Genomic DNA, 13,550 nt, shown 5'->3' with positions numbered 1-13,550 from the left:
ACGGCCGGGACGGCGACGGTCATCGCCGGAGCCAGCCGAACAACGACCAGCCGCGTCCCGCGCTTTCGTCTCTGTCTCTGTCTCTGTCTCCGACCTCGCTCACCCGCGCTTCGAGGTCGCGCCGTCGCTCCCGCTCCGCGTCGAGTTCGCCGCGGAGCCGCTCGTTTTCGTCGACGACGTCGTCGAGCCACGCACGGAGTTCGTCGACCCGGTCGAACGCCCCGCGCTCGTCAATCGGCGACGCGTCGGTCGGGGTCGGCGGCCGTCCCCCCGAGTCGGTCGCCGCGTCGTCGCGTCCGCCACGCCGCCGGCCGCCGTCCGAGGGCGTTGACGACCGCCGGACCGCGCTCGACCGACCGGACGGGACGTAGTACTCGCTCGTCTCCCGAATCGCTCGCAGGACCGTCTTGGCCCCGTAGGTCGACCCGTCGGCGTACGCGACCTCGTCCCACGCCGGCCGAAAGAGCCCGGAGTCCCGAAACAGGCGACACATCTGTCGCGCGTCGCCGGCCGTCCAGAACGCGAGAATGGAACACAGCGCCGCGTCCGCCGCGTCGCGGTCGTCGTAGTCGCTCGTGTCACCCCGCCAGAGGTGAGTGAACGTCACGCGATTCACGGCGGTCTCGGCGCGGTGGACGATTTCGTCGTCGTCGAGGTCGTTGCCCGGACCGCTCATCTCGTCGAGGAGGGCGTCAGCGGGGGCTCGGTCCGCATCAGGTGCGACCGGGCCGGCCGGCGTCGGCGTCGGCGGTTCGGAGTCGGGGTCGACTTCGACGTATGCCCCGTGAACCGCCGCGAGCACGTCGCTCCGTTCTGTAATCGCCGCGGGCGCGCCGTCGACACGGTCGCCGGTCACGGGGCAGAACCGCGCGCCGTCCGAGAGTTCGAGGGCCTCGGCTCGGGTGCGTCCCGGCGGAAGCGTCCCGCGGACGATAACGCGGTAGCCCGTCTCTGCGGGGCGCACCTCCGCGTAGGAGTCGAGCCGGTCGACGAGCGCCCGCGCCCATTCCTCGGTCGCGCCGGTCTCGCCGTCGCGACACCTATCGAGCGTGATACCGACGAACGGGTCGTCGTCGGTGAAGACGTAGCCCACGCCGTCGGCGGGGCCGTCTCGGACGCGCGCGAGCGCTTCTTCGAACGTCGCCCGTGCCGACGCGTCTGTCACCGACGCGGGGCCGCCGGTCACATTGCACGGGACCGGCCGCTCCTCGCCGTCGTACGTCCGTGTTCGCCACCCGACCCAGTTAGCCCGTTCGAGCAGGTCGTCCGGGAGCTGTTCCCGCGTCGGGAGTGGTGGCGTCATCGCTACCGCTGGTCTCTGGAGCGGTGCAAAAGCTGTTTCCCGCAAAGTATTATATTTGATAATAGGGCAGACAGTATCACCGCGCTCGTCGGTCGCGGCCGGGTCCGAGTGTCGAAGAAAAGCTCACTGCGCGCGGGGCTTGCCCGCGGATTCGGTCTCAGTCGCCTTCGCGCCCTCGTAGGTGTTGAAGCCCAGCAGGTCGTTGAGCGGACACTTCTGGGTGACCGCCGTGGTCGCGAGGACCGCTCCGACGAGGAGCGCCGCGAGCGCGATGACGAGTCCGAGCGTCCCCGCCGCGATGGTCAGGAAGCCCGCGAGGCTCGCCGCCCCGACGACGATGAGCACCGGTCCGAGGACGGCGCGCGCGATACGGTCGTAGCCGCCGACGTTCTTCTCCATGGTTGATTCACCGGTACTAGGTACGCGCTCTGCGGCTAAATCGTATGCAGTCGGTTCTCGTCCCCGGAGAACCGTGACTGTCGCGGCGGCCGACACGTCGAGGGCTCGGCCCCGCTGGTCTACCCGCGGCCGCCCCAGTCTATCCAGTCTTGTTCCCAGCCGTGGCCGGCGTGCCAGCCTCGGCCCTCGTACTCGGGGTCCTCGCGTCGGGTCCGGTTTCTGACGATGCTCCCGGTCTGTTCGCCGTCAACGAGGAGCGGCTTGAACGACAGCGGACCGAACGACTCGGCCACCTCGCCGTCCTCGACGGCGACGAGCGTCTGCTCGCCGACGCCTTTCGGCATGACGAGTCGGCCGCCGTCTGTGAGTTGCGCGAGGAGTCGGGCGGGCGGGCGGACCGCCGAGGCCTCGACGAGGATGCGGTCGAAGGGCGCGTAGTCGGCCAGCCCCTCCGCGCCGTCGCGGCAGTCCACGAGGACGCCGCCGTAGCCGGCGCGCTGGAGGTTCTCGCGCGCCTCGTACACCAGAGAGCGCGTGATGTCGACCGCGTGGACGCGGGCGTCGCCGACGATTTCGGCGATGACCGCGGCGGTGTAGCCGACGCCCGCGCCGACGACGAGCACCTCGTCGTCCGGTTTCGGGTCGAGCGCGGAGAGCAGGCGCGCGACCGTCGTCGGCGCGAGGATGGTCGTGTTCGTGTCGTAATGCTCCGTCGGGCGGTTCTGGTACGGCGAGTCGGTGACGAACTCGTGTCGCGGGACGCTGCGCATGGCGATGGCGACGGCCTCCGGGAGCGACTCCAAGGAGTGCTCCAGGCCGTCGACCATGTCGTCGCGCAGCACCGAGTTGTCCATAGTCGAACTCGGAGGTCGGTCCTAATCAACCGCACGCTCGCCGACGACCGCCTGCTGGTCGGTCCCCGGCACGTCTCGGACCGCACAGCCGTCGAATCCGGCCGATTCGACCCACGAGCGAATCGTGGACTCGTCGTAGAGGTCGCCGCGCCCGGTGGCGAGCGCGTCCACCGCTCGCCCGGCCGTCGCGTCGGTCGAACACCGGCCGTGCAGGCTGTCGACGAACACCGCCGACCCGCCCGGTTCGAGGGCGTCGTGTGCGCCCGCGACGAGCGCCCGCGATTCGTCCGGGTCGCGCCCGGCGAAGGCGTCGCCGGCGAAGACCAGCTCGAACCCCGACACCGGCGGGTCAGAGCGGTCGCCCGCGACGAGGTCCACCCCGGCGCGGGAGAGGAGCGGTCGGACGACTTCGACGGTCTCCGCGTCGTCGACGAGCGTCACGCCGCGGCCGCGGGCGCGAAACTCGCGGGCGAAGACGCCCGACGCGCCGCCGAGGTCGAGGACGCGCGTCGCGTCGGGGGCCTCGCGGACCGCGGCGGTCACGCAGGCCCGGACGACCGTCTCCCCCGTGGCGTCCTGCGCGCCGAGTCGGTTCCGGAGCCAGTCGGTCGGGAACGCGGGCGACTCGCCGGACGCCATCGTCTCGGGGAGGTCGGCGTAGAGCGAAAAGCGGTCCAGCGCGTGGGGGAGGCGGCCGATGGAGCGCACGTCGCGCTTGGCGAGGAAGCCGAGCGCGCGGTTTGTTATCTCGTACTCGTCGCCGACGCGCTTGATGAAGCCCATCGCGGCCAGCGCCTCGACGGTGATGCGGGCGGCTCGGGGGTCGATGTCGGCGGTCTCGGCCACGGCCTCGGCGGTGCCGGCGCTCGTCGTGAGCGCGTCGATGACGCCGCTCTCGCGGGCGGCCCACAGGAGCGCGAGCGATTCGACCGACGACTGCGACCGGTCGCGGGTAGGCATGGTCGCACCGACGGGTCGGGAACAAAAAGGTCGTGCGTTGGGCGGGCGGTGTCGTCCGGCGTCGGAGAGAGGCGGAGTGGTTCGGCGTCGGAGGGGGGCGGAGTGGTTCGGCGGCCGATTCGCCCTTACCAGGCCGACCACGCGGTCGAGGTCTGGTCGCGGGCGTAGACGCGTTTCGCGTCCTTCGCGTACACCATGTCGCCGGGGTGGTCGAGCTTGCCGTGGCGGTACTCGGGGGCGTCCGAGCGGACGACGAGGCCTTCGATTTCGACCTCCTCGTCGCCGAACGCCTCCGTCTCGCCGACGACGAACTCGTAGTCGCCGGGGACGTTGACGGTGACGCTTCGGGTGTCCTCGCGCTTGCCGTCCTTCGGGTGGATGGTGACGTTGACCGCGACGTTGTCGACGACGCGGGTCCAGACGGTCTTCGCGTCAGCGACTTCGGCCTCGTCGGCGCGCTGTTCGGGGCCGACCTCGATGCCCGTGATGCGCACGAGCTGAATCGCCTCCGGCGTATCGACGATGAACTCGTCGCCGACCTCGATGGTCGTGCCGACCGGCACGGGCACTTCGGTCGAGACGGACTCGCCGTCCTGTGAGACGACGACGTTCATCTCGGTTTCGTCGGGAACCTCGACTGTCTCCTTGTGGACGTGGCCGCATTCGGTACACCGGACGGTCGAGTGACCGCCGGGCTTCAGCACCTCGTGGACAGTGGGTTCGTCGGGCGAACACGTCGGACAGGAGAGGGGGACGCGCTCGCCGGCGTCGGGTTGGCTCATACGGGTCGCTAGCCCATCAGGCCGTAAAAAGCCGCCTTTCTCCGCCTCGGCGTGGGAGTCGGTGGCAGGACGGTCGCTCGGCGAGCGGACCGACCGGCCGCGGTCGGGGCGTGAGGCCGTTCAGGGCCGCGGCAGGTCGACTGCCTCGCCGTCGGCGTACACCGTCGGCTCGCGGATGATACCGTCGAGGTGGAGCGGCGCGTCGGTGTCGCCGCCGATGCCGGCGTCGTCGCCGATGGCGATGTGGACCGTGCCGGCGGCCTTCTCGTCGAGCAGGACGGAGCCGACGAGGTCGGTGACGCCGACGTTAGTGCCGATGCCGATTTCGGCGAGGTTGTAGGCGTCGTCGCCGACTTCCTCCGCCGCGGCCTCGACCTGCTCGCGGATGTCGTCGTCGGAAATCTCGGTGACGTAGCCGTCTTCGACCTCGAAGCGGAGCTCCTGTCCCTCGTCGAGGCGGCCGTGGGGCATCATCGTCCCGTCGACGACGTAGGTGCCCGTCGCGGACGCGGGGCTGAGGAAGACTTCGCCCGCGGGGAGGTTCGAAAACGAGCCGGCGTCCGCGATTGCGCCGGTGTCAGCGAGCCACTCGCGGTCGCCGCGGACGAACGTGATGTCCGTGCCTTTCTCCGTCGTGACGCGCAGTTCGTCGGCGTCGCCGACGGCGTCGAGCATCGCCGCGCTGTGGTCGTAGATGGCGTCGTAGTCGGCGTCGAGGCCGGTGACGAACACCTCCTCGGTGATTCCCGGGAGGGTCGCGCCGCGAGCGCCGGCGTCGCAGGCGTCGCCGCGGGCGCGGGTGTGACTCAGGCTCTTCGTCGTCGGCGCGAGGAAGGCGTCGCAGGCCCGCATCGCGGCGGCGACCGGCGCGGGCGGCTCCTCGCCGTGTTGGTTCCCCGGCGGGTAGCGGGCGATAGTCGCGTCGTCGGTCACCTCGCTGGCGACCTCGTAGAGCGCCTCGCCGATGCGCTCGCGCTTGTCGTCGGTGACGACGGCGAGCGACTCGTCGGGCTGGAGGTCGAGACACTGGCGGACCGCCGTCTCGCTGGCGGCGCGGAGGTCTGCGTCGGATTCCGGCATGGGAGAACCTGCGCCGCCGGCGCTGTTAGGCGTTCCCATCCGGCTCTCTCCGCTCGGTTTCCGCCCCGTCGCCCCGAATCGGGCGGTTCACTCGCCTCGGAGGTAATCGAGGGACTCACTCGCCCGAGAGTTAATTTCTAAGTATTAACCATCGAAATAACTATAGTCGGCCCCGGTCGTTTCTCTCCCATGATACGAGTGGGTGTCAACGGCTACGGCACAATCGGAAAGCGCGTCGCCGACGCGGTCAACGCGCAACCCGACATGGAACTCATCGGCGTGGCCAAGACCCAGCCCAACTTCGAAGCGCACACCGCCGGCGAACGCGGCTACCCGATGTACGCCGCGATTCCCGAACGCTCGCCGCTGTTCTCCGAGGCGGGCGTCGAGCTCGCCGGCGAGGTAGACGAACTGGTCGCCGAGGCGGACATCATCGTCGACTGTACGCCCTCCGGCATCGGCGCGGAGAACCGCGAACTGTACGAGACGCACCACACGCCCGCCATCTTCCAGGGCGGCGAGGACGCCGACGTGGCCGACGTGAGCTTCAACGCGCGGGCCAACTTCGACGCCGCCCGCGACGCCGACTACGTCCGCGTCGTCTCCTGTAACACGACCGGCCTCTCGCGCATCATCGCGCCGCTCGAAGCCGAGTACGGCGTCGAGAAGGTCCGGGCGACGCTCGTCCGCCGCGGCGGCGACCCCGGCCAGAACTCCCGCGGGCCGATAAACGACATCCTGCCGAACCCAATCGAGATTCCGTCTCACCACGGGCCCGACGTGAAGACCATCTTCCCGGACCTCGAAATCGACACGCTCGGGCTGAAGGTCCCGGCGACGCTGATGCACGTCCACGCGCTCAACGTCACGCTCGAAGACGACGTGACCGGCGCGCACGTCCGCCAACTGCTCGAAGGCGAGAACCGCGTCTACGTCATCCCCGAGGGGATGGGCATCGACGGGGCGGGCAAGCTCATGGACTTCGCGCTCGACGCGGGCCGCCCGCGCGGCGACATGTGGGAGAACTGCGTGTGGGGCGAGTCCATCGGCGTCAACGGCCGGGACCTCTACCTGTTCCAGGCCATCCACCAGCAGTCCGACGTGATTCCCGAGAACGTCGACGCCATCCGCGCGATGTTCGACACCGAAGACCAACAGGACAGCATGGAACTCACGGACCAGACGCTCGGCATCGGCATCTCCGGTAGCCCGTCTGGATTCGCTGAGCAGGCGCGCGCGGAGTTCGCCGACGACTAACGGCGAATCGCCTGTTCAGTTCGGGACGGTTCGGTTCGGCGGACTGCGGGGCGGCCCGGTACAGTGCAGTGCGGTCGCGGCTTTTTCACCCACTCGATTCGCTCCCTCAGAGCGACCGCGACGCGACGTTCCCGGTGTCGAGGTCGACGACCGCGACGTGGAACTCGTCGTCCGCGCCGGGAATCGGCAGGCCGCCGGGGTTGATGTGCGTCGTCTTCCCGCGGTGTTCGACCACCCGCTCGTGGGTGTGGCCGCGCAGGACGAAGTCGTACGTCCCCGAGTCGACGAGCGCGTCGACCAGTCCGGCCTCGGTACCGTGGTAGACCGCTATCTCTTGGCCGTCGAGCGTCAGGTGCGCGAAGTCGCCGTGGTAGGTGCCGAACGAGTCCACCGCCTCGCGGAGCGCCCACTCGCCGTCGTTGTTGCCGCGGACGGCGTGGAAGTCGAACGCCGCTTCGAACGGCGCGGCCGAGAAGGGCGCGACGATGTCGCCGCAGTGGACGACCGCGTCAACGCCCTCCGATTCGAAGTGCGAGACCGCGGCTTCGACGTGGTCGAGGTTGTCGTGCGTGTCGGAGACGACGCCGAGTTTCATGCGCGTCGGTTCGGCGGCGTCGGCTATCAACGTTGGGTGACACGTCCGTGCCGCCGGCCAGACGGGGTCGCCGAGAAGAAAAACGGGAGCGCTGGGAACTCAGTCCTGCTTCAGCGCCTCGACGCCGGCGAGCGGCGCGCCGGTCAGCGCGCGGATGTACGCGCCGCCGGCGATGGAGACGTGGCCGAAGTCGCCTTCGTCCATGCCGTACATCTCGATGGCGCGGGAGGTGTCGCCCCCGCCGACGACCGAAAAGCAGTCGGTCTCGGCGATGGCGCGGAGGACGCCGGTCGTGCCGACCGCGAAGCGCTCGTCTTCGAACAGGCCGAGCGCGCCCTTCACGAAGACGGCCTCGGAGTCGCGGATGATGGGGTCGTACTCGTCGACCGTCATCGAGCCCACGTCGAGGTACGCGCGGTCCTTCTCGGTGATGTTGGCGACCGCGATTTCGCCGCGGTCGTCGGTCTCGTCCTCGTAGGCGAGGTCGACGGCGAGCGTAATCTGGTCGCCGCGCTCGTCGAGAAGCGACTCGATGGTCTCGCGGTTCGCCTCCCACTGGTCGTCGAAGAAGTCCATGCCGTCGAGGTCGAAGCCCACGTCGTTGCCGGCCGCGCGGAGGAACAGTTCGCCGGCGATGCCGCCGAGGAGGAACTGGTCGACCTTGTCACCGAGGTTGTTCATCACGTCGATGACGTCGGTGGCTTTCGTCCCGCCGACGACCATCGTCACCTGCCCGTCGAACTCGCGGGTGGCGATAGCGGAGTTGGCCTCGTACTCGGTCTGCATCACGCGACCCGCGTAGGCGGGTAACACGAGCGGGAAGCCGACCAAGGAGGCGTGCGAGCGGTGGGCCGCCGAGTAGGCGTCGTTGACGTAGGCGTCGACGTGCTCGGCGAGCGTCCGGACGAACTCGGTGTCCGCCTTGACCTCGGGGTCCTCCTCGGGGAGTTCCTCGTCGCACATCCGCGTGTTTTCGAGGAGGAGCACCTCGCCGGCTTCGAGCGCGTCGATGGCGGCGGTGGCGTCGTCGCCGTAGGTGTCGGCGACGAACCCCACGTCGCGGTCGATGTGCCCCGCGAGGATGTCCGCGTGCTGTTCGAGCGAGACGAAGTCGTCGCCGCCGGGGCGGCCCTGATGAGCCATGAGGACGACGCGGTGGCCGACCTCGGCGAGTTCGCGGACGGTCTCCGCGTGGCGGTCGAACCGTCGGTTGTCTTGGACCTCGCCGTCTTCGACCGGCGAATTGAGGTCGAGTCGGACGAGTACGCACTGCTCGGGGTCGAGGTCGTCGAGAGTCTTGAACATCGGGTGGAAGAACGTGGAGGGAGTATTTAGTGGTGGGTAGCTCGCGCTGAAATCGCGGGCGATTCGCGGCGGCGTCTACTGGTGAGTGACGAAGTGGGCGACGTCGAGCATCCGGTTGGAGAAGCCGAACTCGTTGTCGTACCACGTCAGAATCTTGTAGAGGCCGCCGTCGTTGACCTGGTTGGTCGTGTTGAGGTCGACGGTGCTGGAGAACGGCAGGCCGAGGATGTCACGGGAGGTGACCTCGTCGTCCGTGTAGCCGAGGACGCCCGCGAGCGGGCCGGAGTCGGCCGCGGCGCGGAAGGCGTCGTTGATCTCCTCGACGGAGGGCTTGTCTTCGAGGCGGACGACGAGCTCGGTGAGCGAGCCGTTCGGCACGGGGACGCGAATCGCCATGCCGTCGAGCTTGCCGTCGAGCTGGGGCAGAATCTCGGTTGCCGCCTGCGCCGCGCCGGTCGTCGTCGGGACGATGTTCTCGGCGGCGGCGCGCCCGCGGCGCTGTTTCGCGTGGGGGCTGTCGATGAGGTTCTGACTGCCCGTGTAGGCGTGGACGGTCGTCAGGAGACCGTTCTCGATGCCGAACTCCTCGTCGAGCACCTTCGCGACCGGCGTGACGGAGTTGGTCGTACAGGAGGCGTTCGAGACGACGTCCTCGCCGTCGTACTCGTCGTGGTTGACGCCGTAGACGATCTGCTTGACCGGCTCGTCGCCCTTCGGCGGCGCGGAGATGACGACCTTGTCCGCGCCCGCTTCGAGGTGTGCGGAGGCGTCTTCCTTCGTGCGGAAGATGCCCGTACATTCGAGCGCCACGTCGACGTCGAGTTCGCCCCACGGAAGCTCCGCGGGGGACTGGACGTTGTAGAGGCTCACCGAGGTGCCGCCGATGGAAAGCGAGTCGCCGTCGCGCTCGACGCCGTCGAGTCGGCCCATGACGGAGTCGTACTTCGCGAGGTACGCCATGTCGTCGAAGTCCATGACGTCGTTGATGGCGACCAGCTCGACCGTCGGGTTGTCGAGGACGGCACGGAAGATGTTCCGGCCGATGCGGCCGAAGCCGTTGAGTGCCACCCGCACCACGTCCGATTCGTCCACGTTCTCGCCCGCGCTGAGGTAGGATTTTTCACTCATGTTCGAGTAGTATCCGTATAGATATCCCGGGCGCAGGGGTATATCTGTTTCGGTAAATCCGGCTGAATCGAACGTTACCTTTCATTCACAATCACAATACCGACAGAAACGAACAGAACCAGTCAGACACGGGCGGAGATTGACACGCCAACCGGGGGCCGAACAGTCGGGTCGTAGACGGGCGCTCGCGGCCGAATTCTGGCGGCCCGCTGGCAGGTGACTGTCACAGGCAGAAACGTTTTATCCTCCGATTTCATAGCGGCCCTCATGGTCAGAGACGACCGCGACGACCCGTTCGACAACATCTTCGACGAAATCGAACGGATGATGAACGACATGACCGGAGGCGACGCCGGATTCGCCTCCGAGACCCACATCGACGTGTACGATGAGGGCTCTACACTCCGACTCGTCGCGGACCTCCCGGGCGTCGACAAAGACGCCATCGACCTCAAGTGCGACGGTGAGACGCTGACTATCAGCGCCGCCGGTGACCGCCGCGAGTACGACGAACGCATCCGCCTCCCGGCCCGCGTCGACGAGCACTCCGCGTCGGCCACCTTCAACAACGGCATCCTGCAGGTCACGTTCGACCGCGCCGAGGACTCCGCCGCCATCGACGTCGAGTAACGACTCGACCTCCCCGCGGCCCGTTCAGGACTTCTTTGCGACCCGCTCGACGAGCGCCGCCAGTCGGTCGAAAAAGCCGTCGTCGTACTTCGCGTCGTCGTCGATGGTCGGCCGGGCGTTCGTCTCGGAGACGACGACCCGCCCGTCGGACTCGAGCAGGTCGACCCCCAGATAGCGGATGCCCAACTCGTCGGCGACCGCCTCGGCGAGGTCGCGGTGTCGCTTCGGGAGGGCCACGCCGACCGCCTCCGCGCCGCGGTGGACGTTGTGCTTCCAGCGCCCGCCGTCGCGCGCGCCGTCGGACAGGCGGCGCTCCACCGCGCCGACGACCTCGCCGTCGAGCACCATCGCCCGATAGTCTCGCGCCTCCGGGAGCCACTCCTGAATCAGGAACGACTTGTCGCCGGTCGCCCGGAAGTCGTGGACGAGGCTCAGCACGTCCGCGTGGCCCGAAAGCGAGTCCGGGTCGTGGGCCTTGGCGATGCCGACGCCCCGGGTCGTGGAGTTCGGCTTGACGACGACGGGGTAGTCGAGACCCGCCGACTCGACGGCGTCGAGGAGGTCGGACTCGTCGGCCGGGTTCGAGACGCAGACGCTCCGCGGGACCGGCAGGCCGGCGCGTTCGAGCGCCGCGATGACGCCCGCCTTGTTCCGCGAGGTGAGCACGTCCTCGCGCGTGTTCACCCACGGAAGGTCGTGTCTGGCGGTGACGACGCCGCCCTCCATCGGGCGCGAGGGGTAGACGAAGCCGACGTCGAACGACTCTGCCGGCGGCGTCGAGAGGTCGAGCGCGAACCCCTCGGCGCGGAGGTGCCCCACGTCGATGCCGCGGTCGCCGAGCGGGCCGCGCATTCGCTCGAACGTCTCGCTGGAGGTGGTGACCGCCAACCGAAGCATAGGCTACGAGGCGGGGTCCCGGAGGAAAAGTGGTGGGTTCGAGGCGAGGCGCGTTCCGAGCACGCGCCGGCGCGCCGACGCGAACTTACGCGACGAGCAGTTCTTCGCCGCGGTCGACGACGATGCGGCACGGCGGCGACATCTTGTTGTACGCGCGGCGGAAGGCGTCCTTCGCGGTCTCCGCGTCCTCGACGTCGCAGTAGATGGTGAACACCGTCTCGCCCTTGGGGATGCGAGCGGCGGTCCCGACGACCTTCCCGAACGACTGGCGCATCCCGTCGGAGACGCGGTCCGCACCCGCGCCGGTCGCCTGCTTGTTCTCGCGGATGACGTGGTGCGGGAACTTGCGCAGAACCATCTTGTACTGCTTTTCGCCCGCGTGCTTGAGCATGAGGCGGTTGGCAGACAGACGCGCGGATTCGAGCGACCCGTGGCGAATCTGCACTTCCTCTTCGACCTTCAGGCTGATCTGGACGGGGTAGTCCTCGGGGTCGGCCTGCAGGTCGCCCATGTTGTGCTGTGCGATCTTCGAACCGGGGATACCCGTGATGTACTCGCGTCGGGTGTACGCCGGGTTCGTAATCTCCCGGTACATAGAGGCGGGTTTGTCTGACATGGTTACTTGTGAAACCGAAGGGTCAGGCGGGCTAAAAACGCTTCGAAGCTTCATTCGCCCGCCGCGGTCGTGTCAGGCGCTGGCACGCCGGTTCGTCGGGGCGGGCCGCCGAACCGCGTTCGAGCCACACCGAGCCCCGGTGGCGGACGGGTCGACCGTCCCGGCCGGGAGACAGTCTTATGCGCCGCCGCCGCCACGATTCGGACCATGTTGCTCGTCTGCGACTGTATGCCCGCGGACGGCCCCGCGTACTTCACCGATGCGCTCGCCGACCTCGCTCTCGACGGCCGCGAGGGGACCGTTCACTCGCTTCCCGACGACGGTCTCCCGACGCTCTCGAACGTCGACGCCGTCGTCCTCACCGGGAGCACCGCGGGCGTCTACGAGAGCGACGAGCGGCCGTGGCTCGACGACGCGCGCCTGCTCGCCCGCGACCTCGTCGCCCGCGAACTGCCCACGCTCGGCGTCTGCTTCGGACACCAGCTCGTCAACGACGCGCTCGGCGGGACCGTCGAAGCCGGCGACCAGCGCCGGGGTATCGCCGACGTTGACCTCGGCGACGACCCCCTGTTCGAGGGCGTCTCCGGGCGCATCCCGATGGTCCACGGCGACTACGTCGTCGCCCCCGGCGACCGCATGGTGACCGTCGCTTCCGCGGACTACTACGACCACCTCGCGACCCGCCACGAGGACGCGCCCGTCTGGACCGTCCAGTACCACCCCGAGTTCACGGCCGCCCTCCTCGACCGCATCGCCGACGACTTCGGCTGGCCCGACGACGACGCCGACCGCGACTTCGGCGACGTGACCGCCGACCGAACCGTGGAGAACTTCGTCGCCGCCGCCGGTTTGGACTGATTAGGGGTCGTCGCCGTCGTCGCCGTCCTCGCCGGTTACTTCGTCGTCGCCGTCGCCGCCGTCACCGCTGTCCCCGCCTTCTCCTTCGTCCCTGCTTTCACTCTCGTCCTCCTCGACCGGCGGTTCGCCCGTCTCGGGGTCGAGCGCGACGAACTCGAGCCCCTCGCGGTCGAGCATGTCGGCGGCTCGCTCCGTCACCGAGGGGGCGACGAGGACGCCGCGAACCGACTCGTGGTCGCCGAACTCGCGGTGGAGCGCGTCCACGTACCGGCGGAGCTGACTCGCCGCCGAGGGACCGACGCGCCGGCGTTTCAACTCCACGACGACCGGGACGCCGTCCGCGTCCTCGCCGAAGATGTCGATAGCGCCCGCGTCGCTCTGCCGCTCGGTTTCGAGCGGCTCGAAGCCCGGTTCGAGGCTGTCGGGGTCCGAGAGGATGTGCTGTCGCAGGTCCTCCTCGCTCCCGACGAGTTCGAGGTCGCTCCGGTCGTTGACGGCGTAGGCCGAGCACTGTTCGACGCGCTCGAACTGCACGTCGAGTCGCTCGTCGGGGCTCGTGCGCGTACTCCGGACCCGAAGCCGGCCGTCGCGGACGCTCGCGGAGTGGGTGCATCCCGGCGGTTGCCAGTTGACCGGCGTCCGCTTCTCGTCGGTGTGGACCAGAATCGAGCCGTCCGGCTTCAGGACGACGAGCCGGTCGCCGGGACCGAGTTCGCTCGTCGCGCGGCCGTCGTAGTCGACCGTACACCGACCGAATATCGTCACCATGTCACCGCGCTCGAAGGCGGCTTCGAGGTGGACGAGGGCGTCTCGGTGCGTCGGCCGGTGGAGTGTGTTCACCGTCATCCGGATGTCGTCCCGCGGTTCGTCGTCGTCGGGGATAAGC

The 13,550-nt window shown here is 68.8% G+C and carries 15 protein-coding genes; 3 read left to right on the top strand and 12 right to left on the bottom strand.

What is annotated here, in order from left to right; genetic code table 11:
* Positions 1-19 precede the first annotated feature (19 nt).
* The 6 genes from ACFQI8_RS07270 to ACFQI8_RS07245 form a co-directional block, all read right to left on the bottom strand.
* Positions 20-1,303, bottom strand: a complete 1,284-nt coding sequence (locus ACFQI8_RS07270; RefSeq protein ID WP_390243693.1) for a phage NrS-1 polymerase family protein — start codon at positions 1,301-1,303, stop codon at positions 20-22.
* A 123-nt stretch (positions 1,304-1,426) separates the two neighbouring features.
* Entirely contained in the window at positions 1,427-1,702 is a 276-nt protein-coding gene (locus tag ACFQI8_RS07265) for a YgaP family membrane protein (protein ID WP_390243692.1), read from the bottom strand.
* 119 nt (positions 1,703-1,821) lie between these two features.
* A complete protein-coding gene (locus ACFQI8_RS07260) occupies positions 1,822-2,556 on the bottom strand; it encodes a protein-L-isoaspartate O-methyltransferase family protein (protein ID WP_390243691.1) in 735 nt (244 codons plus the stop codon).
* A 21-nt stretch (positions 2,557-2,577) separates the two neighbouring features.
* Positions 2,578-3,516, bottom strand: a complete 939-nt coding sequence (locus tag ACFQI8_RS07255; RefSeq protein ID WP_390243690.1) for a class I SAM-dependent methyltransferase — start codon at positions 3,514-3,516, stop codon at positions 2,578-2,580.
* 125 nt (positions 3,517-3,641) lie between these two features.
* On the bottom strand, positions 3,642-4,298 hold the full coding sequence (locus ACFQI8_RS07250) for an HVO_0476 family zinc finger protein (protein ID WP_390243689.1): 657 nt from the start codon (positions 4,296-4,298) through the stop codon (positions 3,642-3,644).
* A 120-nt stretch (positions 4,299-4,418) separates the two neighbouring features.
* Positions 4,419-5,378, bottom strand: a complete 960-nt coding sequence (locus ACFQI8_RS07245; protein ID WP_390243688.1) for an aminopeptidase — start codon at positions 5,376-5,378, stop codon at positions 4,419-4,421.
* Between the two features lie 189 nt (positions 5,379-5,567).
* On the opposite strand from ACFQI8_RS07245, the gene ACFQI8_RS07240 reads away from it, so the two are divergent.
* Positions 5,568-6,635, top strand: coding sequence for a type II glyceraldehyde-3-phosphate dehydrogenase (locus tag ACFQI8_RS07240; protein WP_390243687.1), 1,068 nt, complete (start codon positions 5,568-5,570; stop codon positions 6,633-6,635).
* A gap of 106 nt (positions 6,636-6,741) precedes the next feature.
* Here ACFQI8_RS07240 and ACFQI8_RS07235 read toward each other — a convergent pair whose 3' ends face one another.
* From ACFQI8_RS07235 to gap, 3 genes are all read right to left on the bottom strand, one after another.
* Entirely contained in the window at positions 6,742-7,230 is a 489-nt protein-coding gene (locus ACFQI8_RS07235; protein ID WP_390243686.1) for a metallophosphoesterase, read from the bottom strand.
* A 99-nt stretch (positions 7,231-7,329) separates the two neighbouring features.
* On the bottom strand, positions 7,330-8,535 hold the full coding sequence (locus tag ACFQI8_RS07230; RefSeq protein ID WP_390243685.1) for a phosphoglycerate kinase: 1,206 nt from the start codon (positions 8,533-8,535) through the stop codon (positions 7,330-7,332).
* Positions 8,536-8,610: 75 nt separating this feature from the next.
* On the bottom strand, positions 8,611-9,663 hold the full coding sequence (gene gap, locus ACFQI8_RS07225; protein ID WP_390243684.1) for a type I glyceraldehyde-3-phosphate dehydrogenase: 1,053 nt from the start codon (positions 9,661-9,663) through the stop codon (positions 8,611-8,613).
* A 267-nt stretch (positions 9,664-9,930) separates the two neighbouring features.
* On the opposite strand from gap, the gene ACFQI8_RS07220 reads away from it, so the two are divergent.
* Positions 9,931-10,293: an Hsp20/alpha crystallin family protein gene (locus ACFQI8_RS07220; RefSeq protein ID WP_390243683.1), complete on the top strand. Its 363-nt coding sequence runs from the start codon at positions 9,931-9,933 to the stop codon at positions 10,291-10,293.
* 24 nt (positions 10,294-10,317) lie between these two features.
* On the opposite strand, the gene ACFQI8_RS07215 is transcribed toward ACFQI8_RS07220, so the two are convergent.
* Both ACFQI8_RS07215 and ACFQI8_RS07210 read right to left on the bottom strand, forming a co-directional pair.
* The gene (locus ACFQI8_RS07215; RefSeq protein WP_390243682.1) at positions 10,318-11,190 is read right to left on the bottom strand and encodes an ATP-grasp domain-containing protein; all 873 of its coding nucleotides are present in this window, start codon (positions 11,188-11,190) and stop codon (positions 10,318-10,320) included.
* Positions 11,191-11,275: 85 nt separating this feature from the next.
* Positions 11,276-11,806 carry a 50S ribosomal protein L16 gene (locus ACFQI8_RS07210; protein WP_004970478.1) on the bottom strand — a complete coding sequence of 177 codons (531 nt, stop codon included), beginning with the start codon at positions 11,804-11,806 and terminating at the stop codon, positions 11,276-11,278.
* Positions 11,807-12,013: 207 nt separating this feature from the next.
* Between ACFQI8_RS07210 and ACFQI8_RS07205 the strand changes: the two genes are divergently transcribed.
* Entirely contained in the window at positions 12,014-12,664 is a 651-nt protein-coding gene (locus ACFQI8_RS07205) for a type 1 glutamine amidotransferase (RefSeq protein ID WP_390243681.1), read from the top strand.
* On the opposite strand, the gene nucS is transcribed toward ACFQI8_RS07205, so the two are convergent.
* On the bottom strand, positions 12,665-13,510 hold the full coding sequence (gene nucS / locus ACFQI8_RS07200; RefSeq protein WP_390243680.1) for an endonuclease NucS: 846 nt from the start codon (positions 13,508-13,510) through the stop codon (positions 12,665-12,667).
* Positions 13,511-13,550: the final 40 nt, after the last annotated feature.

Source organism: Haloferax chudinovii, assembly GCF_042663345.1.
GTDB classification, from domain to species: domain Archaea; phylum Halobacteriota; class Halobacteria; order Halobacteriales; family Haloferacaceae; genus Haloferax; species Haloferax chudinovii.
Note: the sequence above shows the minus strand (reverse complement) of the source record. Positions and strands in the feature narration are given on the sequence as shown.